Annotated in this window: 26 protein-coding genes and 1 tRNA gene; 20 read left to right on the top strand and 7 right to left on the bottom strand. The window is 73.2% G+C overall.

The genetic code is table 11. The features are described from left to right. Window positions 1–32: 32 nt before the first annotated feature. From M8C17_RS30430 to M8C17_RS30420, 3 genes are all read left to right on the top strand, one after another. Window positions 33–623, top strand: coding sequence for a YqgE/AlgH family protein (locus M8C17_RS30430; RefSeq protein ID WP_252420070.1), 591 nt, complete (start codon window positions 33–35; stop codon window positions 621–623). Window positions 624–721: 98 nt separating this feature from the next. After that, window positions 722–794: transfer RNA gene (locus tag M8C17_RS30425), tRNA-Ala, on the top strand. 122 nt (window positions 795–916) lie between these two features. Then, entirely contained in the window at window positions 917–1,483 is a 567-nt protein-coding gene (locus M8C17_RS30420) for a hypothetical protein (protein ID WP_252420040.1), read from the top strand. A 52-nt stretch (window positions 1,484–1,535) separates the two neighbouring features. Here M8C17_RS30420 and M8C17_RS30415 read toward each other — a convergent pair whose 3' ends face one another. Then, on the bottom strand, window positions 1,536–2,417 hold the full coding sequence (locus tag M8C17_RS30415) for a helix-turn-helix transcriptional regulator (RefSeq protein WP_252420038.1): 882 nt from the start codon (window positions 2,415–2,417) through the stop codon (window positions 1,536–1,538). Window positions 2,418–2,577: 160 nt separating this feature from the next. Next, window positions 2,578–2,700 (bottom strand): ribosomal protein bL36, encoded by a 123-nt coding sequence (locus tag M8C17_RS30410; RefSeq protein WP_074317072.1) that lies wholly within the window; start codon window positions 2,698–2,700, stop codon window positions 2,578–2,580. Window positions 2,701–2,840: 140 nt separating this feature from the next. Between M8C17_RS30410 and M8C17_RS30405 the strand changes: the two genes are divergently transcribed. Next, window positions 2,841–3,764, top strand: a complete 924-nt coding sequence (locus tag M8C17_RS30405; protein ID WP_252420036.1) for a lytic polysaccharide monooxygenase — start codon at window positions 2,841–2,843, stop codon at window positions 3,762–3,764. A gap of 24 nt (window positions 3,765–3,788) precedes the next feature. On the opposite strand, the gene mgrA is transcribed toward M8C17_RS30405, so the two are convergent. Beyond that, on the bottom strand, window positions 3,789–4,784 hold the full coding sequence (gene mgrA / locus M8C17_RS30400) for an L-glyceraldehyde 3-phosphate reductase (protein WP_252420034.1): 996 nt from the start codon (window positions 4,782–4,784) through the stop codon (window positions 3,789–3,791). A gap of 70 nt (window positions 4,785–4,854) precedes the next feature. On the opposite strand from mgrA, the gene M8C17_RS30395 reads away from it, so the two are divergent. From M8C17_RS30395 to M8C17_RS30360, 8 genes are all read left to right on the top strand, one after another. Further along, window positions 4,855–5,835 (top strand): aldo/keto reductase, encoded by a 981-nt coding sequence (locus M8C17_RS30395; protein ID WP_252420033.1) that lies wholly within the window; start codon window positions 4,855–4,857, stop codon window positions 5,833–5,835. A gap of 5 nt (window positions 5,836–5,840) precedes the next feature. Continuing rightward, window positions 5,841–6,338, top strand: a complete 498-nt coding sequence (locus tag M8C17_RS30390; RefSeq protein ID WP_252420032.1) for a hemerythrin domain-containing protein — start codon at window positions 5,841–5,843, stop codon at window positions 6,336–6,338. Window positions 6,339–6,393: 55 nt separating this feature from the next. After that, on the top strand, window positions 6,394–7,638 hold the full coding sequence (locus M8C17_RS30385; protein WP_252420031.1) for a histidine kinase: 1,245 nt from the start codon (window positions 6,394–6,396) through the stop codon (window positions 7,636–7,638). Next, window positions 7,635–8,285 (top strand): response regulator transcription factor, encoded by a 651-nt coding sequence (locus tag M8C17_RS30380; RefSeq protein ID WP_252420030.1) that lies wholly within the window; start codon window positions 7,635–7,637, stop codon window positions 8,283–8,285. The genes M8C17_RS30385 and M8C17_RS30380 overlap by 4 nt, the downstream gene beginning before the upstream one ends. Window positions 8,286–8,361: 76 nt before the next feature. After that, a complete protein-coding gene (locus M8C17_RS30375) occupies window positions 8,362–9,438 on the top strand; it encodes a hypothetical protein (protein ID WP_252420029.1) in 1,077 nt (358 codons plus the stop codon). 57 nt (window positions 9,439–9,495) lie between these two features. After that, on the top strand, window positions 9,496–10,956 hold the full coding sequence (locus tag M8C17_RS30370) for a sigma 54-interacting transcriptional regulator (RefSeq protein WP_252420028.1): 1,461 nt from the start codon (window positions 9,496–9,498) through the stop codon (window positions 10,954–10,956). Between the two features lie 2 nt (window positions 10,957–10,958). After that, complete coding sequence (locus M8C17_RS30365) at window positions 10,959–12,911, top strand: VWA domain-containing protein (RefSeq protein WP_252420027.1); 1,953 nt, start codon at window positions 10,959–10,961, stop codon at window positions 12,909–12,911. Window positions 12,912–12,939: 28 nt separating this feature from the next. Then, window positions 12,940–13,407, top strand: coding sequence for a hypothetical protein (locus M8C17_RS30360; protein WP_252420025.1), 468 nt, complete (start codon window positions 12,940–12,942; stop codon window positions 13,405–13,407). 149 nt (window positions 13,408–13,556) lie between these two features. On the opposite strand, the gene M8C17_RS30355 is transcribed toward M8C17_RS30360, so the two are convergent. Continuing rightward, window positions 13,557–14,564, bottom strand: a complete 1,008-nt coding sequence (locus M8C17_RS30355; protein WP_252420023.1) for a GlxA family transcriptional regulator — start codon at window positions 14,562–14,564, stop codon at window positions 13,557–13,559. Between the two features lie 53 nt (window positions 14,565–14,617). On the opposite strand from M8C17_RS30355, the gene M8C17_RS30350 reads away from it, so the two are divergent. Next, window positions 14,618–15,922 (top strand): MFS transporter, encoded by a 1,305-nt coding sequence (locus M8C17_RS30350; RefSeq protein WP_252420021.1) that lies wholly within the window; start codon window positions 14,618–14,620, stop codon window positions 15,920–15,922. Between the two features lie 10 nt (window positions 15,923–15,932). Here M8C17_RS30350 and M8C17_RS30345 read toward each other — a convergent pair whose 3' ends face one another. The 3 genes from M8C17_RS30345 to M8C17_RS30335 all read right to left on the bottom strand — a co-directional run bounded on the left by M8C17_RS30345 (window position 15,933) and on the right by M8C17_RS30335 (window position 17,513). Further along, entirely contained in the window at window positions 15,933–16,646 is a 714-nt protein-coding gene (locus M8C17_RS30345; RefSeq protein WP_252420019.1) for an RICIN domain-containing protein, read from the bottom strand. Between the two features lie 72 nt (window positions 16,647–16,718). Beyond that, a complete protein-coding gene (locus M8C17_RS30340; protein WP_252420017.1) occupies window positions 16,719–17,003 on the bottom strand; it encodes a DUF427 domain-containing protein in 285 nt (94 codons plus the stop codon). Window positions 17,004–17,042: 39 nt separating this feature from the next. Continuing rightward, window positions 17,043–17,513: an aminoacyl-tRNA deacylase gene (locus M8C17_RS30335; protein WP_252420015.1), complete on the bottom strand. Its 471-nt coding sequence runs from the start codon at window positions 17,511–17,513 to the stop codon at window positions 17,043–17,045. A 93-nt stretch (window positions 17,514–17,606) separates the two neighbouring features. On the opposite strand from M8C17_RS30335, the gene M8C17_RS30330 reads away from it, so the two are divergent. The 7 genes from M8C17_RS30330 to M8C17_RS30300 all read left to right on the top strand — a co-directional run bounded on the left by M8C17_RS30330 (window position 17,607) and on the right by M8C17_RS30300 (window position 25,747). Next, window positions 17,607–19,004 (top strand): FAD-binding oxidoreductase, encoded by a 1,398-nt coding sequence (locus M8C17_RS30330; protein WP_252420013.1) that lies wholly within the window; start codon window positions 17,607–17,609, stop codon window positions 19,002–19,004. Continuing rightward, on the top strand, window positions 19,001–20,344 hold the full coding sequence (locus tag M8C17_RS30325; RefSeq protein ID WP_252420011.1) for a class I SAM-dependent methyltransferase: 1,344 nt from the start codon (window positions 19,001–19,003) through the stop codon (window positions 20,342–20,344). The genes M8C17_RS30330 and M8C17_RS30325 overlap by 4 nt, the downstream gene beginning before the upstream one ends. 91 nt (window positions 20,345–20,435) lie before the next feature. After that, the gene (locus M8C17_RS30320; RefSeq protein ID WP_252420010.1) at window positions 20,436–20,993 is read left to right on the top strand and encodes a helix-turn-helix domain-containing protein; all 558 of its coding nucleotides are present in this window, start codon (window positions 20,436–20,438) and stop codon (window positions 20,991–20,993) included. After that, window positions 20,986–21,864 carry an SRPBCC family protein gene (locus tag M8C17_RS30315; protein WP_252420009.1) on the top strand — a complete coding sequence of 293 codons (879 nt, stop codon included), beginning with the start codon at window positions 20,986–20,988 and terminating at the stop codon, window positions 21,862–21,864. Before M8C17_RS30320 ends, M8C17_RS30315 begins: the two co-directional genes overlap by 8 nt. Window positions 21,865–21,977: 113 nt before the next feature. After that, window positions 21,978–22,211, top strand: coding sequence for a zinc-ribbon domain-containing protein (locus tag M8C17_RS30310; protein ID WP_252420008.1), 234 nt, complete (start codon window positions 21,978–21,980; stop codon window positions 22,209–22,211). Between the two features lie 354 nt (window positions 22,212–22,565). After that, on the top strand, window positions 22,566–24,938 hold the full coding sequence (locus tag M8C17_RS30305) for an EAL domain-containing protein (RefSeq protein ID WP_252420007.1): 2,373 nt from the start codon (window positions 22,566–22,568) through the stop codon (window positions 24,936–24,938). 50 nt (window positions 24,939–24,988) lie between these two features. Continuing rightward, window positions 24,989–25,747 (top strand): MerR family transcriptional regulator, encoded by a 759-nt coding sequence (locus tag M8C17_RS30300; protein WP_252420006.1) that lies wholly within the window; start codon window positions 24,989–24,991, stop codon window positions 25,745–25,747.

The following is a 25,747-nucleotide window of genomic DNA, read 5'->3' as shown; positions in this document are numbered from 1 at the left end:
CGGCGTGGGCTCACGGTTGACGGGTGTGTGAGATGCAGGGAGAGGGCCAGGCGATCGGCGGACGGGCGATGGAGTCGATGACCGGGCGACTGCTGGTCGCGACTCCGGCGCTCAAGGACCCGAACTTCGACCGTACGGTGGTGCTGCTGGTCGCCCACGAACCGGGCGGCGCGCTCGGTGTGGTGCTGAACCGGGCCACCGAGGTGCCGGTCGCCGAGGTGCTCGGCGACTGGGACGACCTGGCCCGCCACCCGGCGGTGCTCTTCGAGGGCGGCCCGGTGCAGCCCGACTCGGCCATCTGCCTGGCCCGGATGCGGCACCCGCTGCGCCGGGTCAAGGGCTTCCACCAGGTCTCCGGTGCGGTCGGCACGATCGACCTATCGGTCGACCCGGAGCGGCTGCGGGAGAGCATCGGCGCCATCCGGGTCTTCGCCGGCTACTCCGGCTGGGGGAGCGGGCAGCTGGAGCAGGAGATCGCCGACGGCTCCTGGTTCGTGCTGGACGCGCTGCCCGGTGACGCCTTCGTCGACCGGCCTGACGACCTGTGGCCGATGGTGCTGCGCCGGCAGGGCGGGATGATGGCCGCCGTCGCCCACTTCCCGCCGGACGTGGCGCTCAACTGACCCGCGTCGGCCGGCCCGCGGTGGGACCCGCGAGATGACCACGCTCGCGGGCATGTGTATAGTTTCGCCAGTGCCCGGGCGACCGGGGACAGCAGCGAGGGGCCGTGGCGCAGCTGGTAGCGCACCACACTGGCAGTGTGGGGGTCAGGGGTTCGAGTCCCCTCGGCTCCACCCTTGCGACCAGGGCGTTCGTCAGAGATGGCGGGCGCCCTTCGTCATGTTCTGGGCGCGAGCTTGACGTTTGTCGCTACCCTGCTTGCCGTCGCTGCCCGCAGCGGAGGGAGGCGTTGACGATGGATCAGGCAATCACCGCTCTGGCGGCCGTGATCGCGGTGCTGGCCGGAGCGGCCGGCACGTACGTCGTCGGCAGGCTCACCGATCGCGACAGGTTCGCCAGGGAACTGCACGTCCGGTGGGACCAGCGCCGACTGGACGCGTACGTGTCCTACGTCTCGGCGGCGAAGCTGGCCGGCACCCGGGCGAACCAGGTTCACGCGGGCCGTATCAACGGCGCTTCCGAGGCCGACCTCGCTGCGCTGCTACAGGAGCTGGCGGACGTCGAGATACGCAGGTCGGAGGCGTTCGAGGCGCTGCCCCTGCTGGCCGACGGCGCCACCATCGAGGCGGCACACGAGCTGAACCGCGCCGTCTGGCAACTTGAGCAGCCGGCACGGCTGGGCACGAAGCTGGACGACGACGTCTGGCACGCTCTCGCCGACAAGTGGGTCAACGCCCTCAACAACTTCCACTCGTGCGCTCGGGCGGGGCTGACCGTCCCCGGGCAGTTCTCCAGGCGGGACGTCGCGGCGTTGCCGGTGTCGCGTCCCGAGCCGGCCACTTCCTCGACGAGAGAGCAGTGACCGCTCGGCCGGCGTGCGGAAGCGGGCAGGCGGGACGACAGGGCGGAAAGCGTCAACCGGTCGAGCGGGGGTCCTCCTGCGGGGCCGGCCGGGTGGCGGCGGTGAGGCTACCCAGGATGCCGAGCAGCTCGGCGCTGCGGCTGCCGGGTTCGGCGTGGAAGACGACCATGATCAGGCCGTCGGTGCCGCCGATGGCGAGCTTGTTCGACTGAAGGTCGATGTCGCCGACCTGTGGGTGGGTCAACCGCACCACATGGCCCCGCTGCGGGTGCACGTCATGGCGTGCCCACAGCCGTCGGAACCGCTCACTGCGCACCGACAGCTCCCCGACCAGCTCCACCAGCCGCGGGTCGTCGACCTCGGGGCCGGTGTGGGCGCGCAGGATGGCGACCCCCTCCTCGGTGGTGTCGTCCCAGTCCCGGCGAAGAGCCCGCTCCGCCGGGTCGAGGAAGACCGACTCCAGCAGGTTCACGCCGGGCGCGTAGTTCGGTGACAGCGCCGCCGCCAGGGTGTTGACGGCGACCACGTCGAAGAACCGGGTCTGCACGTACGCCGGGTTGCCGGCCCATCCGTCGATGAGCTGCCGGATGCTCAGCGGCACCCGGACGGGCGGGGCCGTGCGGGCGCGGGCCGCCCTGGTGGATCGGCGGGAACCCTGCCCCTGGGCCAGCCGGATCAGGTGGGCGGTCGCGTCGCGATCGAGCCGCAGAACGCGGGCGAGCGCCTCCAGGACCTGCACGGAGGGGTTGCGGTCCCGGCCCTGCTCCAGCCGGAGGTAGTAGTCCGCGCTGATGCCGGCGAGCAGGGCGACCTCCTCGCGGCGCAGGCCGCGGACCCGCCGCAGGCCCGTGCCGGCGCCGATACCGACGTCCTCGGGGCGGACCAGTTCCCGTCGAGCACGCAGGAACTCCCCGAGCGGGTTGTCGCCATCCACGTCACCCACGGTAGGTCGGTTCGCGCCGCGGTGGCTGGCCCTCTCGGGACCAGGATGACGGGGTGCCTCTGACAGCCCGAGGCGCCGGGCACACGAAAACGCCCCGGCCGGAGATGTCCGGCCAGGGCGTTCGTCGACTGTGTGTCCGGTAGGGGCTCGATCAGCCCTGACGGCTCTTCCACTGCGGGTTCGCGCGGTTCACCACGAGGACCCGGCCGTGTCGGCGGACGACCACCGAACCGGGCTTCTGCTTCAGCGCTCGCAACGAGGTGCGTACCTTCATGTCTGCCTCCTCGGCCTGGGGATCTGGTGTCGATCCCGTACCGCCTGTCGGAACGCCGGGCCCGGGTCCGCGATTCCCGGCCCCCTCGACGTCGAACCTTTGCCGCCCCGCGCCCGTACCACTGCGCGGGAGGTCAATCCATGACCGTGCGCCGAGTGCTCGCCGCCGTGCTGGTCGCCGTGGCGACCGTGCCGCTGGCCGCCACGCCCGCCACCGCGCACGGCGCCCCGACCGACCCGGTCAGCCGGGCGGCGGCCTGCGGACCCGAGGGCCGGTACGCGGCCACCAGCGCCTGCCGGGCGGCCGTCGAGGCGGGTGCGGCGGTCCGCGAGTGGGACAACGTCCGGGTCGCCGCGATCAACGGCCGGGACCGGGAGAAGATCCCGGACGGCGAGCTGTGCAGCGGCGGGCTCTCCGCGTACCGAGGACTGGACCTGCCCCGGACCGACTGGCCGGCCACCGAACTGACCGCCGGTGCCCGGTTCACCTTCCGCTACCGGACCACCATCGAGCACCGGGGCACCTTCCGGCTCTACGTCACCCGGCCCGGCTACGACCCCCGGAAACCCCTGACCTGGGCCGCTCTGGAAGCCCGCCCGTTCCTGACGCTGACCGACCCGCCGGTACGGGCCGGGGCGTACCAACTGCCGGGCCGGCTGCCGGGGGGCCGGGACGGCCACCATCTGATCTACACGATCTGGCAGAACTCCAACACCCCGGACACCTACTACTCCTGCTCCGACGTGGTGTTCCGCTCGGCTCGCGGCGGCACGGCGACGGGCACCCCGAAGCGGGCCGCCGCGACGAAGAGCGCTGTGCCGCGTACCACCGCGAGCCGCCCGGCGGCGACCGAGCCGGCGGTGGCGGCGGCGGCCGAGCCGGGCGTGCCCGTGGCGTCGGTGACCGACCTCGCCGGCCGGTGGCCGGTGCTGGCCGGTGCCGCCACCGTGCTGGTCGTCGCGCTGCTGATCGGTGCGAGCCGGCGGCGGCGCAGCGACGGCCCCCCGGTCGGCCGGGCCTGCGAGGTGCGCAACCACCGGGCCGGACGGCGCCGGATCTGGTGACCCGGCCCGCCGGCCCGGCGGCGCTCAGCCCAGGTGCCGGTCGATCTCGGCCAGCTCCTCGGCGGTGAGGTCGAGGTTGTCCAGCGCGGCGATGTTCGTCTCCAGCTGCTCGACGCTGCTCGCGCCGATGATCAGGCTGGTCATCCGCGGGTCACGCAGCGCCCACGCCAGTGCGAGCTGGGCCAGCGACTGGCCGCGGCCCTCGGCGACCGCGCCGAGCCCCCGGATGGTGGCCATCTTCTCCTCGCTGAGGTCGCTCTCGTTGAGGAAGACACTGGTGCGCACCCGCGAGTCGGCGGGGATGCCGCCCAGGTAGCGGTCGGTCAGCAGGCCCTGTGCCAGCGGGCTGTAGGCGATGCAGCCGGCGCCGACCTCCTCCAGCGTGTCCAGCAGACCGTCGGCCTCGGTCCACCGGTTGAGCATCGAGTACGACGGCTGGTTGATCAGCAGCGGCGTGCCGAGGTCGCGCAGGATCGCGGCGGCGCGGGCGGTCTGCTCGGAGTTGTAGTTCGAGATGCCCACGTACTGCGCCTTGCCGGAGCGGACGATCGCGTCCAGCGCGCCCATCGTCTCCTCCAGCGGAGTGTCCGGGTCGAACCGGTGCGAGTAGAAGATGTCGACGTAGTCCAGCCCCATCCGGCTCAGGGACTGGTCCAGGGACGAGATCAGGTACTTGCGCGAGCCCCACTCGCCGTACGGGCCGGGCCACATCAGGTAGCCGGCCTTGCTGGAGATGACCAGCTCGTCGCGGTAGGGCCTGAGGTCGGTGGCGAGCAGCCGGCCGAAGTTCTCCTCCGCCGCGCCGGGCGGGGGACCGTAGTTGTTGGCCAGGTCGAAGTGGGTGACGCCCAGGTCGAAGGCGCGGCGGACGATGTCGCGCTGCCGTTCGAACGGACGGTCGGGGCCGAAGTTGTGCCACAGGCCAAGGGAGACGGCGGGCAGCCGCAGGCCACTGCGTCCGCTGCGCCGGTAGGTCATGGTGTCGTAGCGGTCATCCGCGGCGAGATAGGTCACGATCATGAGCCTAGCTCCGGCCCGACGTAGGCGGGATCGGGCGTGTGAACCCGGACAACAGGGTAGTTTCGAGACCATGCGTCTCATCGCGCTCGACACCCCCAAACCGCTGTCCAAGATCGGGTTGGGCACCTGGCAGTTCGGCTCCCGCGAGTGGGGTTACGGCCCGGACTTCGAGCAGCGTGCGACGCAGATCGTCCGCCGGGCCGTCGAGCTGGGCGTGACCGTCTTCGACACCGCCGAGGTCTACGGCTTCGGGCGCAGCGAGCGGATCCTCGGTGCCGCGCTCGGCGAGGACCGGCACAAGGTCGTGGTCGCCAGCAAGATCTTCCCGGTGCTGCCGGTGGCCGCCGTGGTGCAGCAGCGGGCGGTCGCCTCGGCGGCCCGACTCGGCGTCACCAGCCTCGACCTCTACCAGGTGCACCAGCCCCACCCGCTGGTCGCCGACCACAGCACGATGCGCGGCATGCGGGCGTTGCAGGACGTCGGGCTGGTCGGCGAGGTCGGCGTGAGCAACTACGGGCTGCACCGCTGGCAGGTCGCCGAGGCGGCGCTCGGCCGGCGGGTGCTCACCAACCAGGTGCGCTACAGCATGCTGGACCGGGCACCCGAGCAGGACCTGCTGCCGTACGCGCGGCAGGCCGGCCGCGTCGTCATCGCGTACAGCCCGCTGGCACAGGGCTTCCTCTCCGGCCGCTACGACGCGAAGAACCCGCCCACCGGCGCCGTCCGGCGGGCCAACCCGTACTTCCTGCCCGAGAACCTGGAGCGGGGCGCCAACCTGATCGACACGCTGCGCCAGGTCGCCGACGCCCACGACGCCACCCCCAGCCAGATCGCACTGGCCTACCTGCTGCGCCACCCGAACGTGCTGGCCATCCCCGGCGCGTCCGGCGTGGAGCAGATGGAACGCAACGCGGCCGCCGCCGACATCGACCTCGCCGACGACGAACACGCCGCGCTCGCCGAGGCCGCCAAACGGTTCCGCCCGGTCACCGGCCTCGCCGCGATGCCCCGAATGCTGCGCGCCCGGTTCGCCGGGCCGACGGGAAAGTGAGCACAGTGGACGACATCACCGCACTGATCCTGGACGACCACGCCGCGTTCCGGCGTGGCTTCGCCCGCCTCGACGACGCCCGCGACGAGCAGGAGCTGCTAGCCATCTGGGAGGCGCTCGCCCTGCACCTGGACATCCACGCCGAGGCGGAGGAGGCGATCCTCTACCCGCACCTGGTCAAGCACGGCGACGACGGTGAGGACGAGACCGCCGACGCGATCGGCGACCACAACAAGATCCGCGACGCCATCGCCGAGTCCAAGCTGCACCCGGTCGGCTCCGATCGCTGGTGGGAGGCGGTCGGCACGGCCCGCCGCGAGAACAGCGAGCACCTGGCCGAGGAGGAGGACGAGGCGCTGCCCGACTTCCGCCGGCACGCCGGCACCGAACTGCGCGCCGAACTGGGCCACCGCTGGCTGACCTTCTACGGCGAGCACAAGAACGGGCGCAACCTGCCGTTCCGCGACAAGGACCCGCAGTCGTACGTGGCCGACCACCGCTGAGATCTCCCCGGTGCGGGGGAGTCGCACCCCGGGGAGTCGGCCGCAGAATGGCGTGATGACCCTCCGAGCGGCACTGGCTCCGCTGGTCGCCGGCAGCACCTGGCGGCGCGGCGTGTTCCTGCTGCTGGGCGGGGTGCTGGCGCTGCCGTACGGGCTCCTCGCGGTGACCTTCGCCCAACTGCTCGGCGACGCGGAGATCCCCCGCCCACTGGTGTACGCCCTGCTGGTGATCGCGGCGCTGATCGCCGTGGTGCCGCTGCTGCTGGACGGCAGCCGGGCACTGGAGATCGCCGCCGTGCGGGCGTTGCTCGGCGTCGACCTGCCTGAGCCCGCAGCGGGGCACCGCGGCGACCGGGAAACCCGCCTGCGCAGCGCGCTCTGGATCACCACCCACCTCGTCGTCGGGGCTCTGGTGATGGTCGCGCTGTTCAGCGCCCTGCCGATGGCGCTGGCCTTCATCGCCCAGCAGTTCGGCGTCGGCGACGAGCTGACCAGCCGGGAACGGTTCGGGCCGCTCCACGGGCGGGACAGCGGCTGGTTGACGCTGACCGGGGTGGCCCTGCTGGTCGGCCTCGGCTACGCCGTCGCGGCGCTCGGCGCGCTCGCCGGGTCGATGGCGCCGGTGCTGCTCGGCCCCGCGCAGGCGGAGCGGATCGCCGCCCTGGAGGCGCGGGCCACCCGGCTCGCCGAACGCAACCGCCTGGCCCGGGAACTGCACGACTCGGTCGGCCACGCGCTGACCGTGGCCACCCTCCAGGCCGGCGCCGCCCGCGAGGTGCTCGACACCGACCCGGAGTTCGTCCGGCGGGCGCTCACCGCCATCGAGAACGCCGGGAGGACCGCCATGGACGAGCTCGACCACGTACTCGGGCTGCTCCGCGAGACCGGCGGCGACCGGAGCGGGGCGGCGCCGCAGCGTACTCTCGCCGACCTGGACCGGCTGGTCACCGACGCCCGCGCGACCGGGCTGACGGTGCACGCGCAGCGCGCCGGCGACCCGGCGCGGGTGCCCGCGGCGGTCTCCCGCGAGGGCTACCGGATCGTCCAGGAAGGGCTGACCAACGCCGCCCGGTACGGGCACGGGCCCGTGACGTTGCGCCTGGACCTGCACCCGGACGCGCTGGAGCTGGAACTGGTCAACGCGGTGGGCCGGGCAGACCGCGCCGACCCCGGTCGTGGTGGTCGGGGCCTGGACGGCATGCGCGAGCGGGTGCTGCTGCTCGGCGGCAGGCTCACCGTGGGCCCGGACGGCGAGCGGTGGCTGATCCGGGCCCGCCTGCCGTACGAGGGGACGCGATGACCACCGGCGTGCTGATCGTCGACGACGACGAGCTGATCCGGATCGGGCTGCGGGCAATCATCGACGCCCAACCCGACCTGCGCGTGCTCGCCGAGGCCGCCGACGGCGCCGAGGTGCCGCCGCTGGTCGCCCGGCACCGGCCGGACGTGGTGCTGATGGACGTGCGGATGCCCGGCATCGACGGCATCCAGGCCACCCGGCACCTGCTGGCCACCTCCGCCGACCCGCCCCGGGTGCTGGTGGTCACCACGTTCGCCAACGACGAGTACGTCTACGAGGCGTTGCGCGCCGGCGCCTCCGGCTTCCTGCTCAAGCGGGCCCGGCCCGCCGAGGTGGTGGAGGCCGTCCGGGTCGTCGCGGCGGGGGAATCGCTGCTCTTCCCCGCCGCGATCCGCCAACTGGTCGGGGCGTACGGGCCGGCCGGCGGCGACCGGCTGCGCGGGGCACGGCTCACCGAGCGGGAGGCCGAGGTGCTGCGCCTCATGTCCACCGGCCGGTCCAACCCGGAGATCGCCGCGCACCTGGTGGTCGGGGTGGAGACGGTGAAGACGCACGTCGGCAACGTGCTGGCCAAGCTGGGCGTCCGCGACCGTACCCAGGCGGTCATCGCCGCCTACGAGTCTGGCTTCGTCACCCCGTCCGGCTGACCGGTCCCTCCGCCGGGGGAGCGGCTTCACCGCCGGCCGGGAGGGCACCGACCTGCTGTCGGACCAGGCTGAGAGCATGACAACGATCACTGCCTCCCGACCCCGTGCCGACTCCCGCTGGCCGGACCGGCTCGCCCCACTGGCCGCCGGTTGGCTCGGCCTGTGGGGCGTCCTCGCCCTGCTCGGCACGCTCACCGGCGCCGGCTACCCGTTCGGCCCGAACGACCCCCACGGCGGCGACGTCAGCCTGCTCCGCCTGGTGCCGGTGGAGGTGGCCACCCCGCTCTTCGCCGGCGTGCTGCTCACCGCCGCGGTGGCCGCCCTGGCCATGAGCCGCCCGGCCGTACGCCCACCCGGCCCACTGCGGACGCTGCTCGCCGGCTACGGCTGGACCGTGGCGTTCGTGCTCGCCGTTGTCGTTCCGGACGCCCGGGTGCTGGTCATCCTCGGCTACCTGCCGATGCTGATCATCGGTGCGCCGTTCGGCTGGCCGCCGGTCGACTACGCCGAGATCTTCACCTGGGCGCTGTTCGCCCGGTTCGCCGCGCTCGTCGGCGGGCTGCTGCTGGCCGGGGCGGTGCTCGCCTGGCAGCGCCGCACCGCCGGGGCCTGCGTCGGGTGCGGCCGCGACGGCACCGACCGTGGCTGGACCACCCCGGCCGCCGCCGCGCGCTGGGGCCGGTGGGCCGCCGGCATCGCCGCGGCCATCCCGTTGACGTACGCGCTGACCCGGTTCGCCTGGACGGCCGGCATCCCGCTGGGCATCTCGCGGGAGTTCCTGGCCGAGATGCAGGACACCGGGCTGGTGTGGGCCGGGTTCGGGCTGGGCGCGTTCGCCACCGTCGGCGCGATCCTCACCCTCGGCCTGGTGCAGCGGTGGGGCGAGCGGTTCCCACGCTGGATGGTCGGGCTCGCTGGTCGCCGGGTGCCGGTGAAGCTGGCCGTCGTGCCGGCCACGCTGGTCGCCATCGCGGTGACCGCCGCCACACTGGGCCTGCTCACCAACCCCGAGTTCTGGCGGCTCACCGGCGGGTTCAGCCTGACCGGGGCGCCGATGCTGCTCTGGCCGTTGTGGGGCGTGGCGCTCGGTGCCGCCACCTACGCGTACCACCTGCGCCGCCGCGGAGCCTGCCGGCGCTGCGGGCGGAGCTGAGGGTGGGAGTGGGGGTGCCCCCCGATGCCCGGGGCGCCCCCGCGAATGTGAGCTAGCGTGGGTCGGGTGACTGCGCCCTCCCCGGTAATCCCGGTCCCACCGGCCGACCTGCCCGGCACGCTCGGCGCGCTTCGGGCGGCCGGTCACCAGTACCGCACCGTCAAGCAGGAACTCCGCGACAACCTCCTCGCCCGGATGCGTTCCGGCGAGGATCGCTTCCCCGGCATCGTCGGCTACGACGACACCGTGCTGCCCGAGGTCGAGCGGGCACTGCTCGCCGGGCACGACATGGTGCTGCTCGGCGAGCGCGGCCAGGGCAAGACCCGGCTGATCCGCTCGCTCGGCGCGCTGCTCGACGAGTGGACGCCCATCATTCCCGGCTCGGTGCTCAACGAACACCCGATGCACCCGCTCACCCCGGCGTCCCGCGCCCAGGTCGCCGAGGCCGGCGACGACCAGCCGGTCGGCTGGCTGCACCGCTCGATGCGCTACGGCGAGAAGCTGGCGACCCCGGACACCAGCGTCGGCGACCTGATCGGTGACGTCGACCCGATCCGGATCGCCCAGGGCCGCACCCTCGGCGACCCGGAGACCATTCACTTCGGCCTGGTGCCCCGCACCAACCGGGGCATCTTCGCCGTCAACGAGCTGCCCGACCTGGCCGAGCGGATCCAGGTGGCGCTGCTCAACGTGCTGGAGGAGCGGGACATCCAGGTCCGTGGCTACCAGTTGCGGCTGCCGCTGGACCTGCTCCTGGTGGCCAGCGCCAACCCCGAGGACTACACGAACCGGGGTCGGATCATCACCCCGCTCAAGGACCGGTTCGGCGCGGAGATCCGCACCCACTACCCGGTCGACCTGGAGTTGGAGCTGGAGCTGATCCGGCAGGAGGCCGACCTGGTCGCCGAGGTGCCGGAGCACGTCCTGGAGGTGCTGGCCCGGTTCGCCCGCGCGGTGCGCGAGTCGCCGTCGGTGGACCCGCGCTCCGGAGTCTCCGCCCGGTTCGCCATCGCCGCCGCCGAGACGGTGGCCGGCGCCGCGCTGCGTCGCGCCGGCCTGCTCGCCGCTCCCGGCAACGCGGAGGGTCAACCGGAGGCAGCGGTGGCCCGGGTCGGCGACGCGGTGTCGGTGACCAGCACCCTGCGCGGCAAGGTGGAGTTCGAGAGCGGCGAGGAGGGGCGGGAGATCGAGATCCTCGCCCACCTGCTGCGGACCGCGACCGCCGAGACGTTCCGGGCCCGCCTCGCCGGGCTGGACCTGTCCGGCTTCACCAACCTCGTCGAGGACGGCGCTGCCATCGAGACCGGTGAGCTGGTCGGTGCCGCCGAGTTGCTGCGCCAGGTGGGCACCGTGCCCGGCCTGGCCAAGGTGCTGGACCGGCTCGGTCTGGGCGACGCGCCCACCCCCGAGGAGGCCGCCGCCGGCGTCGAGTTCGTGCTGGAAGGGCTGCACCTGACCCGCCGGCTCGGCAAGGACATCAGCGACTCCGGGCGCACCGTCTACGGCGGCCGGGGCTGACCATGGCCGGCAACCGGTTCCGGTACGGGCAGTGGCGCGGCGGGCCGGACCCGCTCGCGCCCCCGTACGACGTGCGTGAGGCGGTGGACGCGGTCGGCGCCGAGGTGCTGGCCGGTGGCAGCCTCCGGGAGGCGCTGCGCGACCTGCTGCGCCGTGGCCCGCAGGGCCGTGGCGGGCTCGACGACCTGGCCGCCCGTGCCCGGCGGCTGCGCCGGGAGGCGTTGCGCAGGGGCGACCTGGACGGCGCGGTGACCCGGGCGCAGGCACTGCTCGACCAGGCCCTCGCCGCCGAGCGGGACGAACTGCGGGGCCGCGACGACGACGCCGCGCGGTTCGCCGAGTCGGTGCTGGACAACCTGCCCCGCTCCACGTCGCGGGCGGTGGAGGAGTTGGCCGGTTACCAGTGGGCCAGCGAGGACGCCCGCCGGTCGTACCAGCAGATCCTCGACCAGCTCCGCGACGACGTCCTCGGTCAGCGTTTCGCCGGGCTGCGCGACGCGGTGCGCGCCTCCGCCGACCCGGCCGCCCAGCAGCGGCTGGCCGAGATGATGCGGGACCTGAACGACCTGCTGGCCCGGCACGGCCGCGCGGAGGACACCACCGACGCGTTCGCCGAGTTCATGCGCCGGCACGGCGACTTCTTCCCGGAGAAGCCGGAGACCGTCGACGAGCTGGTCGACGTGCTGGCCCGCCGCTCGGCGGCCGGCGAACGGCTCATGAACTCACTCTCCGACCGGCAGCGCGCCGAGCTGGCCGGGCTGATGCAGCAGTCGCTCGGCGACCGGCTGGCCGGGGAGCTGTCCGCGCTGGACGCGAACCTGCGGGCGCTGCGACCGGATCTGCGGTGGGGGCGCGGCGAGCGGGTCCGGGGCGAGCAGCCGCTGGGCTACGCCGACGCGGCCGGCGCGTTGGGTGAGATCGGCGAGCTGGACGAGCTACTGGACCAGCTCGACCAGGAACACCCGGGCGCCACCCTGGACGACGTGGACGTCGACGCGGTGGCCCGGACGCTGGGCCGGGACGCCGCCGACGAGGTCCGCCGGCTGCGTGAGCTGGAGCGGGAGCTGCGCCGGCAGGGCTGGGTGAGTCGGGACACCGACGGCCTCACGCTGAGCCCGAAGGCGCTGCGCCGACTCGGCGGGACCGCGCTGCGACGGGTCTTTTCCGAGCTGACCGCCGGGCCGCGAGGCCAGCACGACCTGCGGTCGGCGGGTGCCGCCGGTGAGGTCAGCGGCGCGTCCCGTCCGTGGCAGTACGGCGACGAGCAGCCGCTGGACGTGGTCCGGACGCTCACCAGGGCGGTGAGCCGGGGTGGCCCGAGCGTGCCGGTGCAGCTCACGGTGGACGACTTCGAGGTGGTGGAGACCGAGAAGCGGGCCTCCGCGGCGGTGGTGCTCTGCGTGGACCTCTCGTACTCGATGATCTCGCAGGGTCGTTGGGGGCCGATGAAGCAGACGGCGCTGGCACTGGCGCACCTGATGGAGACCCGGTTCCCGCAGGACGCGCTGCAGATCGTGGGCTTCGGCCGGGAGGCGATGACGCTCACCCAGCAGGAGTTGGCCGCCGTCGAACCGGACATGGAGCAGGGCACCAACCTCCAGCACGCGCTGCGGCTGGCCGGTCGGCACCTGCGCCGGCACCCGGACGCCGAGCCGGTGGTGCTGGTGGTCACCGACGGCGAGCCGACCGCCCACCTGGACCCGGACGACGGGGAGGCGCTGTTCCACTGGCCGCCGCTGCCGGAGACGATCGAGGCGACGGTCCGCGAGGTGGACCGGCTCAGCCGCTACGGCGCCACGCTCAACCTGTTCATGCTCGGTGACGATCCGGGTCTGCGCCGCTTCGTCGACGCGGTGGCCCGGCGCAGCCGGGGGCGGATGTTCACCCCCGACACCGACGACCTGGGCGAGTACGTCGTCAGCGACTACCTCCGCTCCCGCCAATCCCGCCGCTAACCCCCGCCGGGCGGGGTTGACTGGGGGTGTGGAGAGCGGAGGGCTGCGGCGCGCGTACGACGCGGTGTTCGCGGAGATCGACGACGAGGCGGGGTTCGGGCCGCCGCCGGAGGGTCAGCTCAGCGCCGAGCAGATCGTCGCGCACCTGGTCGCCAACGACGAGCTGATGGTCCAGGCCACCGAGGCGCTGCTGGCCGGGTCGGCGTTCGCCTACTACGACCTGGACGACATCCACCGCCCGCAGCTCGACGCGCTGGTCGCCGAGCAGGGTGGCCTGCGCGGCCTGACCGCGTTGCTGCACGGCACCAGCGACCGCCTGTGCGCGCTGGTCGACCAGCTCGGCCTGGAGGCGGACACCCCGGTCGAGACCCACCTGCGGGAGGGCTTCGACCTCATCGTCGACGAGCCGCTGCCCTGGTCCCGCACCCTCGACCTGCACACCCGGGTCCACCTGCCCAAACACCAGGCCCAACTGCACATGCTCCGCCGCCCCTGACCCGTGCTGACCCCCGCTGGACCCCCGCCGATCTTGCACTTCCTGCCTCGACAAATAGGGGCACAGCGGGCGAATGGGCGACCGAAAGTGCAAGATCGCGGGCGGGCATCGCGGGTGGGCGGGTGGGCGGGGCGGGGCGTAGGCGCGGGTCAGCTTTTTAGGAGCTCGGTGCGGGGGTGGAAGGTGCGGCGGTAGGTGGAGGGGGCGACGCCGATGCGCTGGTGGAGTTGCTGGCGCAGGGCGGCGGTGGTGCCGAAGCCGCAGCGGTGGGCGATCTGGTCGACGGTGAGGTCGGTCGTCTCCAGCAGCAGTCGGGCGTGGTCGGTGCGCTGCTGGAGCAGCCACTGCGCCGGGCTCAACCCCGTCTCGGAGCGGAAGCGTCGGGTGAAGGTGCGTACGCTCATCCGGGCCTGCTCGGCCAGGTCGCGCAGCGCGATCGACTCGTGCAGCCGCTGCCGGGCCCACTCCCGGGCACCCGCGGTGCTGGTGTCGGTGGCCTTCGGCACCGGCTGCTCGATGTACTGCGCCTGGCCGCCGTCCCGCCAGGGCGGCATCACGCAGCGGCGGGCCGCCCGGTTGGCCACCTCGGTGCCGTGGTCGAGGCGGATGACGTACAGGCAGAGGTCGATGCCGGCGGCCACTCCGGCCGAGGTGAACACCCGATCGTCGGCGATGAAGAGCACACCGGGGTCGAGGTCCACCCGCTCGTGCAGCCGGCGGAACCGCTCCGCGTACGCCCAGTGGGTGGTGGCCCGGCGCCCGTCGAGCAGCCCGGCGGCGGCCAGCACGAACGCGCCCGTGCAGATCGACATCACGCGGGCGCCCCTCCGGTACGCCGACCGCAGCGCCTCGGCCACCTCCGGCTCGACGCTGCCGGAGGTCAGCGCGCTGCCGTCGTGGACGCCCGGGACGATCACCGTGTCGGCCGTGTCGAGCAGGTCCAGACCGTGGTCCGGGACGACCTGGAAGCCGGCGGTGCTGCGGACCGGCTGGCCGCCGGGGGTGCAGACCCGCACGTCGTAGTGGGGCACACCGTCGGCGCCCCGGGCGGTGCTGAAGACCTGGGACGGGGTGCCGAGGTCCAGGCCGACCACCTGGTCCAGGGCGAGGACGGCGATCCGGTGCGGGCGTACGGTCATGGCCCGATTATTGCGCATGATGGCTTTCCGGCCACTCGTCGGTGCCGGCGGCGCCGCACAGACTGGTCTGCGTGAGTAAGAACCGCCGCCTGCATCCCGCCTGGCTGGTCGCCGCCGTCGCCTTCGTGGCGCTGGTCGGCGCGGCCGGCTTCCGCGCCACCCCCTCGGTGCTGCTGCACCCGCTGCACGAGGAGTTCGGCTGGCCGCTGGCCACCATCTCTGCGGCCGTCTCGATCAATCTGCTGCTCTACGGGCTCACCGCGCCGTTCGCCGCCGCGTTGATGGACCGGTTCGGCATCCGCCGGGTCGTCTCGGTGGCACTGCTGCTGGTCGCCGCGGGCAGCGGGTTGACGGTCTTCATGACCGCCAGCTGGCAGTTGCTGCTCTGCTGGGGCGTGCTGGTCGGGCTGGGCACCGGCTCGATGGCCCTGGCCTTCGTGGCCACCGTCACCGGGCGTTGGTTCGTCCGCCGGCGGGGCCTGGTCACCGGGGTGCTGACCGCCGGAGGGGCGGCCGGGCAACTGGTCTTCCTGCCGCTGGTCGCGGTGCTGGTGCGCGACCACGGGTGGCGGACGGCGGCGCTCGTCGTGGCCGGAGCCGCGCTGGCGGTCGTACCCCTGGTGGTGTGGCTGCTGCGGGAGCACCCGGCGGATCTCGACCTGCCCGCCTACGGCGCGACCGAGGTCGTCGCGGCGCCGCCGGCCACCGGCGGGGCGGCGACGCGGGCGCTGGGCGCGCTGGCCGCCGCGGCCCGGACCCGGCCGTTCTGGCTGCTGGCCGCCGGGTTCGCGATCTGCGGCGCGACCACCAACGGCCTCGTCGGTACGCACTTCGTGCCGGCCGCGCACGACCACGGCATGACCGAGACCACCGCCGCCGGGCTGCTCGCCCTGGTCGGGCTCTTCGACATCGTCGGCACGATCGCCTCCGGCTGGCTGACCGACCGGGTGGACAGCCGGCTGCTGCTCGGCGGCTACTACGCGCTGCGCGGGGCGTCCCTGCTGGTGCTGCCGAGCCTGTTCGCCGACACCGCCAAGCCGAGCATGCTGGTGTTCATCATCTTCTACGGCCTGGACTGGGTGGCCACCGTGCCGCCCACCGTGGCGCTGTGCCGGGAGTACTTCGGCACCGCCGGGGCCGTGGTGTTCGGCTGGGTGTTCGCCGCTCACCAGTTCGGTGCGGCGCTCGCGGCGACCGGCGCGGGGCTGGTCCGGGACCGGCTCGGCGACTACGCGATGGCCTGGTACGTGGCCGGTGCCCTGTCGATCGGCGCCGCCGGGCTGTCGTTGCTGCTGCGGCGGCGGCCGGGCCGGCCGGTGCCGGAGGCCGTCCTGGTCGCCGCGACCGCACCCCGGGCGTGGAGCTTCCGGGGCTGAGGCCGGGGGCTCAGCCGAGGGTCCACTGCTGGGCGGGCCGGCCGTCGCACGTCCGCTGCCGGACCTTGTCCCCGGCCTCGGCGCCGTCGTCGTCGGCCTGCCCGCACTTGCCGCTGTGCACGGCCACCAGCAGCACCGGGCCGGTGCCGGTGGCGGTCAGCCGCCACTGCTGGTTGGCCTGGCCGTGGCAGGGGAACTGCAGCATCTGCGCGCCGTCGTCCGTGCTGCCGCCCTCGACGTCGAGGCACTGCCCGTAGGCCGCGTTGGTCAGCGTCACGACGTCCGCGCCGGCCGGGTTGACCACCCACTGCTGCTCCGGGCCACCCGTGCACGCGGCCAACGTCGCCTCCGCCTCCTCGTCGTCGCCGTCGAGCCCGAGGCAGAGCCCGGAGGCGGCCCGCAGCACCCGAGGGCCGGTGGGCGGGCCGGCCGGGGTGGCCGACGGGGTCGGCGACGGCTCGGCCGTCGCGCTCGGGCTCGGCTCGGCCGCCGGGGCGGTGGGCTCCGGCGCGCTGGACGGGGCGCCGACCGTCGCCGGCACCACCGGCTCGTCGTCACCGTCGAGCAGCCCGGTGGCGAAGACCACTCCCAGGAGCACGCCGACCAGCCCGACGGCCAACGCCACCCGCAGCAGCGGATCGGCCAGCGGGCCGGAACGGGGTGCGGACCGCCGGCCGCCGTAGACGGTGCCGGCGGGGTCGGGGCGTTCGTCGGGCGCGGACATACGGGCCATCCTCACCCACCGCGGCGGGCTGGGGCCAGTCGGCGAACGGCGCCAGCCGCCGCGGTCGGGGGATCAGTCGACGACCCGGACGTCCTTCCAGAACGCCACCCGGTCGCGCACCATCTCGGCGTCCGGCTTCGGCTCCGGGTAGTACCAGACCGCGTCCTCGCTGGTGCTGCCCTCGTGTTCGAGGCTGTAGTACGAGGCGGTGCCCTTCCACGGGCAGACGGTGTGCGTCGCGGACTCGCGGATCAGGTCGTCGCGCAGGGCGGAGCGGGGGAAGTAGTGGTTGCCCTCCACCAGCACGGTGTCGTCGCTCTCGGCGACGACCAGGTCGTTCCACACGGCTTTCGGCATGGCACCAACACTAGGCCGTCGCTGGGACAGCGGCTGCGCTCAGCGCGTCGGCTGCGGGTCCGTGACGTCCGCCACGGTGGCCGCGAGAGCGGCGATCGTGGCGTCGGCGTCGAGCGCGACCGCGAGACCGCGCTCACCGGCGCCCAGGGTGATCTCCCGGCCGCGCAGCCGCTGGTCGGCGATCACCGGCCAGGCGGTGCTCGCGCCGAACGGGGTGATGGTGCCGCGCTCGTAGCCGGTGGCGGCGAGGGCGCCGGCAGCGTCCGGCATGGACAGCCGGTGCACCCCGAGCAGGGCACGCAGCTTGGGCCAGGAGATGACCCGGTCGCCGGGGGTGAGCACGAACAGGTGGTCGTCCGCGCCCCGGCGGACCACGATCGTCTTGACGACGTCCGGGACGGCCACGCCCCGGGCGGCGGCGGCCTCCGCCAGGCTGCCGACAGCGCCGTAGCGGACCAACCGGTAGGGCAGGCCGGCGGAGTCCAGGGCGGCGATCGCGGGCGACGACATGCCCGCCACGGTAACCGCCGGGCCTGCCACCGGACGGGAAACGGCCATCGTCGACATCCCACCGAATTCTGGGTACGGGCGTAAGGTGATCACATGCGCGCTGAGCGTGTGGATCACTCGATTGACCATGATCAAGCGGTGGACACGTTGCGGCGGTCGTACGCCGCGGTGCCCACTGGCGAGCCTGTCCGGCTCGCCAAACGAACCTCCAACCTGTTCCGCCCCCGGTCCGCTCCCCGGACCCCGGGCCTCGACGTGAGCGGCCTCGGCCGGGTGCTCTCGGTCGACCCGACCGGGCGCACGGCCGACGTTCAGGGCATGTGCACCTATGAGGACCTGGTCGACGCGACACTGCCGCACGGGCTGATGCCCCTGGTGGTGCCGCAGTTGCGCACCATCACCCTGGGCGGGGCGGTCACCGGCCTGGGGATCGAGTCGACCTCCTTCCGCAACGGCCTGCCCCACGAGTCGGTACGGGAGCTGGACGTGCTCACCGGCACCGGCGAGATCATCACCGCCCGGCCGGACGGCGAGCACGCCGACCTGTTCACCGCGTTCCCCAACTCGCTGGGCAGCCTCGGCTACGCCACCCGTCTGCGCATCGAGCTGCAGCCGATCGGCCGGTACGTGGCGTTGCGCAACATCCGGTTCACCCAGTTGGAGGCACTCACCGACGCGATCGCCGAGGTGACCGCGACACGGTCCTGGGCCGGTGAACCGGTCGACGCGATGGACGGGGTGATGTTCAGCCCCGGCGAGGCGTACCTGGTGCTGGCCAGGTTCACCGACGCGGCCGACCCGCCCAGCGACTACACCGGCCAGGCGATCTACTACCGGTCGCTGCGCCAGCGCACCCGTGACGTGCTGACCGCGTACGACTATCTCTGGCGCTGGGACACCGACTGGTTCTGGTGCTCGGCGGCGTTCGGCGCGCAGCACCCCGTGGTGCGCCGGCTCTGGCCGTCGCGCTTCCGGCGCAGCGACGTCTACCACCGGCTGGTCCGGCTGGAGCACCGGCACCAGGTGGCCGCCCGCATCGACCGGCTGCGCGGCCAGCCGGCCCGGGAGCGGGTGGTGCAGGACGTGGAGATCCCGCTGGAGAACACGGCTGACTTCCTGCGCTGGTTCGCCGGCGCGGTGGGGATGAACCCTGTCTGGCTCTGTCCGTTGCGCCTGCGCGAACCGGCGGGTCCCGGTTCCGCGAGGTCCTGGCCGCTGTATCCCCTCCGGCCGGGGCAGGACTACGTCAACATTGGGTTCTGGGGGAGCGTGCCGATCGCGCCCGGCGCCGCCGACGGCGACGTCAACCGCACGATCGAACGCAGGGTGTCGGAGTCCGGCGGGCACAAGTCGCTCTACTCCGACGCGTACTACGACCGGGACGCCTTCGACCGCCTCTACGGGGGTGAGACCTGGCGCGCGGTGAAGGACCGCTACGACCCGGACCACCGGCTGACGGGACTGTACGAAAAGGCGGTAGCACGAGCATGAGCCTGACCGACCGAGACCAGGGGGCGGCGAGCGCCCCGGCCACCCCGCCGGCGGGGGGCCGGCAATCGGGACCGACCGTGGCGGACGTGGTCCGTGCGGTCACCGCCGGGCCGCTGCCGGTGCGCATCACCGGGTACGACGGCAGCGCGGTCGGCCCGTCCGACGCCGGCATCACCCTGGCGATCCGTTCCGAGCGCGGCCTGTCGTACCTGCTCACGGCCCCCGGTGACCTGGGCATGGCCCGGGCCTACGTCAGCGGCGACCTGGCGTTGCAGGGGGTGCACCCGGGCGACCCGTACGAGGCGCTGCGGGTGCTCAAGGACGAGTTGCGGCTGCGCCCACCGTCGCTGACGGAGGGGTTGGCCCTGGTGCGTGGGCTGGGCTGGGAGCGGCTGCTGCCGCCGCCGGCCCCGCCGCAGGAGGCGCAGCCCCGCTGGAAGCGGGTGATGAACGGGCTGCGGCACTCGCGGGTGCGGGACAGCACGGCCATCTCGCACCACTACGACGTGTCGAACGCCTTCTACGAGAAGGTGCTCGGCCCGTCGATGACGTACACCTGCGCGGTGTACCGGTCTCCGGACGACACGTTGGAGCAGGCCCAGGCGGCGAAGTACGACCTGGTCGCCGGCAAGTTGGCGCTCAAGCCGGGGATGCGGCTGCTCGACGTGGGCTGCGGCTGGGGTGGCATGGTCCGGCACGCGGCGCGCGAGTACGGCGTCAAGGCGCTCGGGGTGACCCTGTCGAAGGCGCAGGCGCAGTGGGCACAGGCGGCGATCGAGCGGGAGGGGCTGTCCGGGCTGGCCGAGGTGCGGCACATGGACTACCGGGACGCGCCTGCGGAGCAGTTCGACGCCATCTCCTCGATCGGGTTGACCGAGCACATCGGGGTGCGCAACTACCCGGCCTACTTCGGGGCGCTGCGCAACCGGCTGCGGCCGGACGGCCGGCTGCTCAACCACTGCATCACCCGGGCGGACAATCGGGCGCCGCACCGCTCGGGCGCGTTCATCGACCGGTACGTCTTCCCCGACGGGGAGTTGGCCGGCCCGGGTCGGCTGATCAGTGAGGTCCACGACGCCGGGCTGGAGGTGCACCACGAGGAGAACCTGCGCCAGCACTACGCGCTGACGCTGGCGGCCTGGTGCCGCAACCTGGTGGAGCACTGGGACTTCTGCGTCTCGGAGGTCGGCGCGGGCACCGCACGCGTGTGGGGGCTGTACATGGCCGGGTCGCGGATGGCGTTCGAGCGCAACGGCATCCAGCTGCACCAGGTGCTGGCCACCCGGAACGGCCCGGAGGGCCAGACCAGCTACCCGTTGCGGCCCGACTGGCTGCCCTGACCGTCCTCGCCTGAAGCCGCGCCGAAAAGTCGGCGCGGCTTTTGGCGAACCGATTGACAAACAAGTTTTGTACGTACAAACTGATTTTGCCATGAGAGAAGTCCTGTACCTGGAGCAGATCGAGCAGGCCGAGGTCCTGCTCAAGCCGCAGCGCGTCGAGGTGCTGCGGCAACTGGCCGAACCGCGCACCTGCACCGAGGTCGCGGCCCGACTCGACCAGACGCCACAGCGCGTCTACTACCACGTCAAGCAGCTCGTCGCGGCTGGCCTCGTCGAGCTGGTCAAGGAACGCAAGGTCCGCGGCATCACCGAGGGCATCTACCAGGCCGCCGCCCGGTCCTACTGGCTGTCCCCCCGGCTCATCGGCCGCATCGGGCTGCGCCGGGCCCGCGACGAGCTCAGCCTGGGCTACCTGCTCGACCTGATGGAGGAGGTCCAGGCCGACATCGCCGGGCTGGACAGGGCGGCGCCCGAGCTGCCCTCGATCGGGGTGTCCGGCGAGATCCGGGTGCCGGCGGAGCTTCGCCAGGAGTTCCTGCACGACCTGCAAAGCGCACTTCAGGACCTGTTCACCCGCTACGGCGGCAGCGAAGGGGATGCCTTCAAGCTCGCTGTCGCCTGCTATCCGAAGGGAAACAACCATGAGTGACCCGATGAAGGTTCAGGCCCGCCTCTCCGCGCCCGTCGGGCGCGTCCGCCAGGCACTGACCGACCCGGCCGAGCTGCGACTCTGGCTCGCCGAGCACGCCGAGGTCGAGCTGCCCCAGCGGTACGAGTTCTGGGGCCGGTACACGCCCGAGGGCGACGCACCGCACCAGCGACTGCTGCACGCCGATGACGACACGCTGCGCTTCGGCTGGCTGCTCGACGGCGTGGAGACCACCACCGAGTTCCAGCTGACCGCCGAGAGCCCGGACAGCACCGTGCTGACGCTGACCCAGAGCCACTTCGACTTCAACGAGGCGATGACCGGCTCCAGCATCCGCGGCGTGCTGCAGACCTTCTGGGCGCTGGCCATCGCCAACCTCGCCGCCCACCTGGAGGGCCGGTCGCTGCTGCCGAAGACCGACTTCACCTCCTCCGACCTGCGCGGTGAGCTGGTCATCGCCGCCCCCGCCGACAAGGTGTGGGAGTCGCTGACCGACTCCGAGCAGGCCAGCGCCTGGTTCGGCTACCCGATCGGCATCGAGCCGTGGGCCGGTGGCCGCTACGCCATGGGCGGCTTCGACGCCGGGTACGCGGCCAAGGTGGTCGACGTGGAGCCGGGCCGGAAGATGAGCGTCGACTGGGGGCCGGTCGGCGTCACGACCTGGGAGCTGGCCGAGTCCGGTGGCCGGACCACGCTGACCTTCGTGCAGAGCGGCTTCGACGAGAGCAACCCCCCGTACGCGGCCTGGAGCGGGTCGCTGGCCGGGCTGTACGAGCTGCGCCGCTACCACGAGGTGCAGGCATGGCAGCCGATCTGGCTCGCCGCCGACGTGCCCGGCCTGGAGCCCGAGCCGACCGCAGCGGCCAGCTGACGGGGTGGACCCCTGCGGCGAGCGCCGGCCCCACGGCACCACGGGCCGGCGCTCGCCGCGTATCCGGCGGCATTCCCGGTGATATCCGGGCCTGGAGTGGGTACTGGCTGGCGATGTTCTTCATCTTTGGTCTGCGTACCAAGGTCGACCGGTCCGGTGTCGTGCAGCAGGTCTGCCGGCACTGCGGCAACCACGCCGCGCAGGTGATCACCCGCCGATCGACCAAGTTCACCCTCTTCTTCATTCCCCTCATCCCGATACGCACCCGGTACGCGCAGCAGTGCACGTTCTGCGGGGCGCAGTACGAGATCTCCAGGGCCGACGCCGAGCGTCTCCCGGTCGGCTGAGCCGTCGATGGCCCGCTTCCTCTGCTGGTTGATCCGCCGGCCACCCCCACCGGTCAGCCCTCCGGTGCACACCGCCGCACGTCCGCCCTGCACGCCCGGCCGGCGGAAGCACCGCCGCGCCCGCCGCCCGCTGGCGGGCACCGGGTTGCCCCGCTCCCCCTGGAACCGTTCCGGCGGCCGCTGACCGCGTACCAGAGGACGCCCCTCCGGCGCGGCCTCCTGTGTGGCCGGACCGGCTCGATGTGGGCGGCCGTCCGGACCCTGGCGGGCGTCCCGGGCGCTGGCTAGGCTTTCGGGGTTTGCCGTGGACTCCGTCCGTCCGAGGGTGCACGCACGACGACGAGCCGGAGCGACGTGTCGCGAGAGGACCTGAAGCAGGCTGCGGGGGAGTCCACCTCGGAGCCGGCCGGCGCGCCGCCGGCTCTCGCCGATGCGACCCTTCCGACGCCGGCACCAGCCGCACTGGACGCGAGTGGTGGGCAGAGCGCCGTCGCGCCGGCCCGGCCGGGAAGAGCCGGGCTGGTCGTCGCAGCCGGTGTCCTGCTCGTCGAGGCGTTCTGGCTGGTCGCCGCGCTGCCCGGCGCGGCGCTGGTCAGCGACGTGGGCGCGCTCCTGGTCGCCGGCTGGGCCACCGTCGCCTGTGCCGGGGTGGCCCGCCGGCACCCGGTCCCGCTGCGCCGGTTCTGGACGCTGCTCGCGGCCACCATGGCACTCGCCGCGCTCGGCCGGGCGATCTGGACGGCGCAGCGGCTCGGCGGTGGCGACCTGCCGCACACCCCGCTCGTCGGGGCGATCTTCACCGCCGGCATCCTCACCGGCACCGCCGCGCTGCTCTGCTCGCCCTCCGCGCCGCGCACCGGTGTGGGGCGGGCCCGGACGCTGCTGGACGGGGTGATCGTCGCGCTGGCCCTGGTGCCGATCGGCTGGGTGCTGGTGTTCCGTGGCGTCGCCGCCGCCGAGCTGGCCGACCCGGCGCGCACGCTGGGGCTGCTCTACCCGATGTTCGACCTGATGCAGCTGACCATCCTGGTGGCGGTCTCCGGCCCGGCCCGGTCGGTGTGGCGGCCGATGAGCGTGCTCGCGGCGAGCCTCACCATCCGGGTGGTCGCCGACGTCGTCTACGTCTCGCTGGTCGCGCGCGCCGACTACGCCGCCGGTCACCCCATCGACCTGTGCTGGCCGCTGAGCTACCTGCTGATCGGCCTGGCCACCCGCAACCCGCCACCACCGGACTGCGACGGCACCGACGACACCGCCGAGGCACCGGTGCCGCCCTGGTGGCGGGTGGCGCTGCCGTACCTGCCGGTGGGCGGGGCCATCATCGCGGTGGTGATAGCCCGGCGGCCCACCGGGCAGACTCCGCACCTCGTGTTCGTGACCATGATGGTGCTGCTCGCCGCCCTCGCCGTGCGGCAGGGCCTGGCCGCCAACGAGAACCTGCGCCTCGTGGCCCGGCTGCGCCGGCTCGCGTACGGAGATCAGCTCACCGGGCTGCCCAACCGGCTGTTGTTCAACCGGCGGCTGCGCCTGGCCCTGCGCGACGGGCGGCCGGTGGCCGTGCTGCTGCTCGACCTCGACGGGTTCAAGCAGGTCAACGACCGGTTCGGGCACGCCACCGGCGACACCCTGCTGACCGGGCTGGCAGCTCGCATGCGGGCCGCCGTGGACGACGACGGCATCATCGCGCGGCTGGGTGGCGACGAGTTCGCGGTGCTGGTCGACGGCGACCGGCCCGTACCCCCGGAGCGGCTGGCCCAGCGACTGCTGGACGCCCTGCGACCCTCCGACGGTGACGACGACGTCGGAGTGCACCCGTCGGCGAGCATCGGCATCGCCGAGTACGGCCCGCAGCACGCCTCCCACACCGACCTCCTGCGCGACGCCGACATCGCCATGTACGCGGCCAAGGCGGCCGGTAAGTCCGCGTACCGGACGTGCACCCCGGCGCTGCGCGAGTCGGCCGTCTCGCGGGCCGAGCTGATCGCCGACCTGCGCCGGGCGGTCGACGAGGAGCAACTGCACCTGGAGTTCCAACCCATCGTCGACCTGGCCACCGGCGCGGTACGCAGCGCCGAGGCGCTGGTGCGCTGGCGGCACCCCCGGCTCGGGCTGCTGCCGCCGGCGAAGTTCCTGCCGCTGGCCGAGGAGACCGGGCTGATCCTGCCGATCGACCGCTGGGTGATCCACGAGGCGTGCCGGGCCGCCGCGACCTGGCGGGACCGGGTGCCGGAGGCGACGGTCGCGGTGAACATCGCCGCGGCGCACCTGCGCAGGCCCGACCTGATCGCCACGGTCACCGCGGCCACCGCCGGCGCCGGGCTGGCGCCGCGCGCGTTGACCCTGGAGCTGACCGAGTCGGCGCTGATCGAGGGGACCGACGCGGTGCTGGAGCGGCTGCGCCAGCTCCGGGACCTGGGCATCCAGATCGCCATCGACGACTTCGGCACCGGCTACTCGTCGCTGAGCTACCTGCACCGCATCCCGGCCACCGAACTGAAGATCGACCGTTCGTTCGTGGCCCGCCTCGGCACCGACGACGACCGGGCGTACGCCACCGTGGAGATGGTCACCCGGCTGGCCGGCGCGTTCGACCTGGCGGTGGTCGCCGAGGGGGTGGAGACCGAGCGGCAGCACGCGGCGGTCACCGCCATCGGTTGCCCGCGCGGCCAGGGCTATCTGTACGGGCGGCCGGACGCCCCCGCGACGGTGGGTCAGAATCGGCCTTGACCCTGACGTAGCGGCAGGCGGGAGTCTGGTTCCCGGAAGGGAGGGGAACCATGGCGTACACGGTGGGACAGGTGGCGAAGGTCGCCGGCGTGACGGTACGGGCGCTGCACCACTACGACGAGATCGGACTGCTCTCGCCGAGCGGGCGGACCCCGGCCGGCTACCGCCGCTACGACGACGCGGACCTGGAACGGTTGCAGCACGTCCTGTTCTACCGGGAGCTGGGTTTCCCGCTGGAGGAGATCGCCGCCATCATCGACGACCCGGCGGCCGACCCGGCCGCGCACCTGCGCCGGCAGCACGAGCTGCTGACGGTACGGATCACGCGGTTGCAGGAGATGGTCACGGCGATCGAGTTCGCGATGGAGGCGAGCAAGTTGAACATCCAACTCACCCCCGAGGAGCGGTTCGAGGTCTTCGGCGACTTCAACCCGGAGGAGCACGAGGCCGAGGCCGAGCGGCGTTGGGGCGACAGCGAGGCGTACCGGGAGTCGAACCGGCGGGTCTCCCGCTACAGCAAGGACGACTGGCTGCGGATCAAGGAGGAGAACGAGGACTGGGGCCGGCGCATCGTCGCGGTGCTTGCGTCGGGCGTGCCGGCGGACAGCCCGGAGGCGATGGAGCTGGCCGAGGAGCACCGGCAGATCATCAGCCGCTGGTTCTACGAGTGCTCGTACGAGGTGCACACCGGGTTGGCCGACATGTACATGGCCGACGAGCGGTTCACCCGGCACTACGAGGACATCGCCCCGGGGCTTGCGGCGTACCTGAACGAGGCGATCCACGCCAACGCGATCAGCCGCGCCTGA

The sequence above is a fragment of the Micromonospora sp. RHAY321 genome, assembly GCF_023896955.1.
Classification (GTDB): Bacteria; Actinomycetota; Actinomycetes; order Mycobacteriales; family Micromonosporaceae; genus Micromonospora.
The sequence above is the reverse complement of the archived record's forward strand: the minus strand, read 5'-3'. Positions and strand labels throughout refer to the sequence as shown.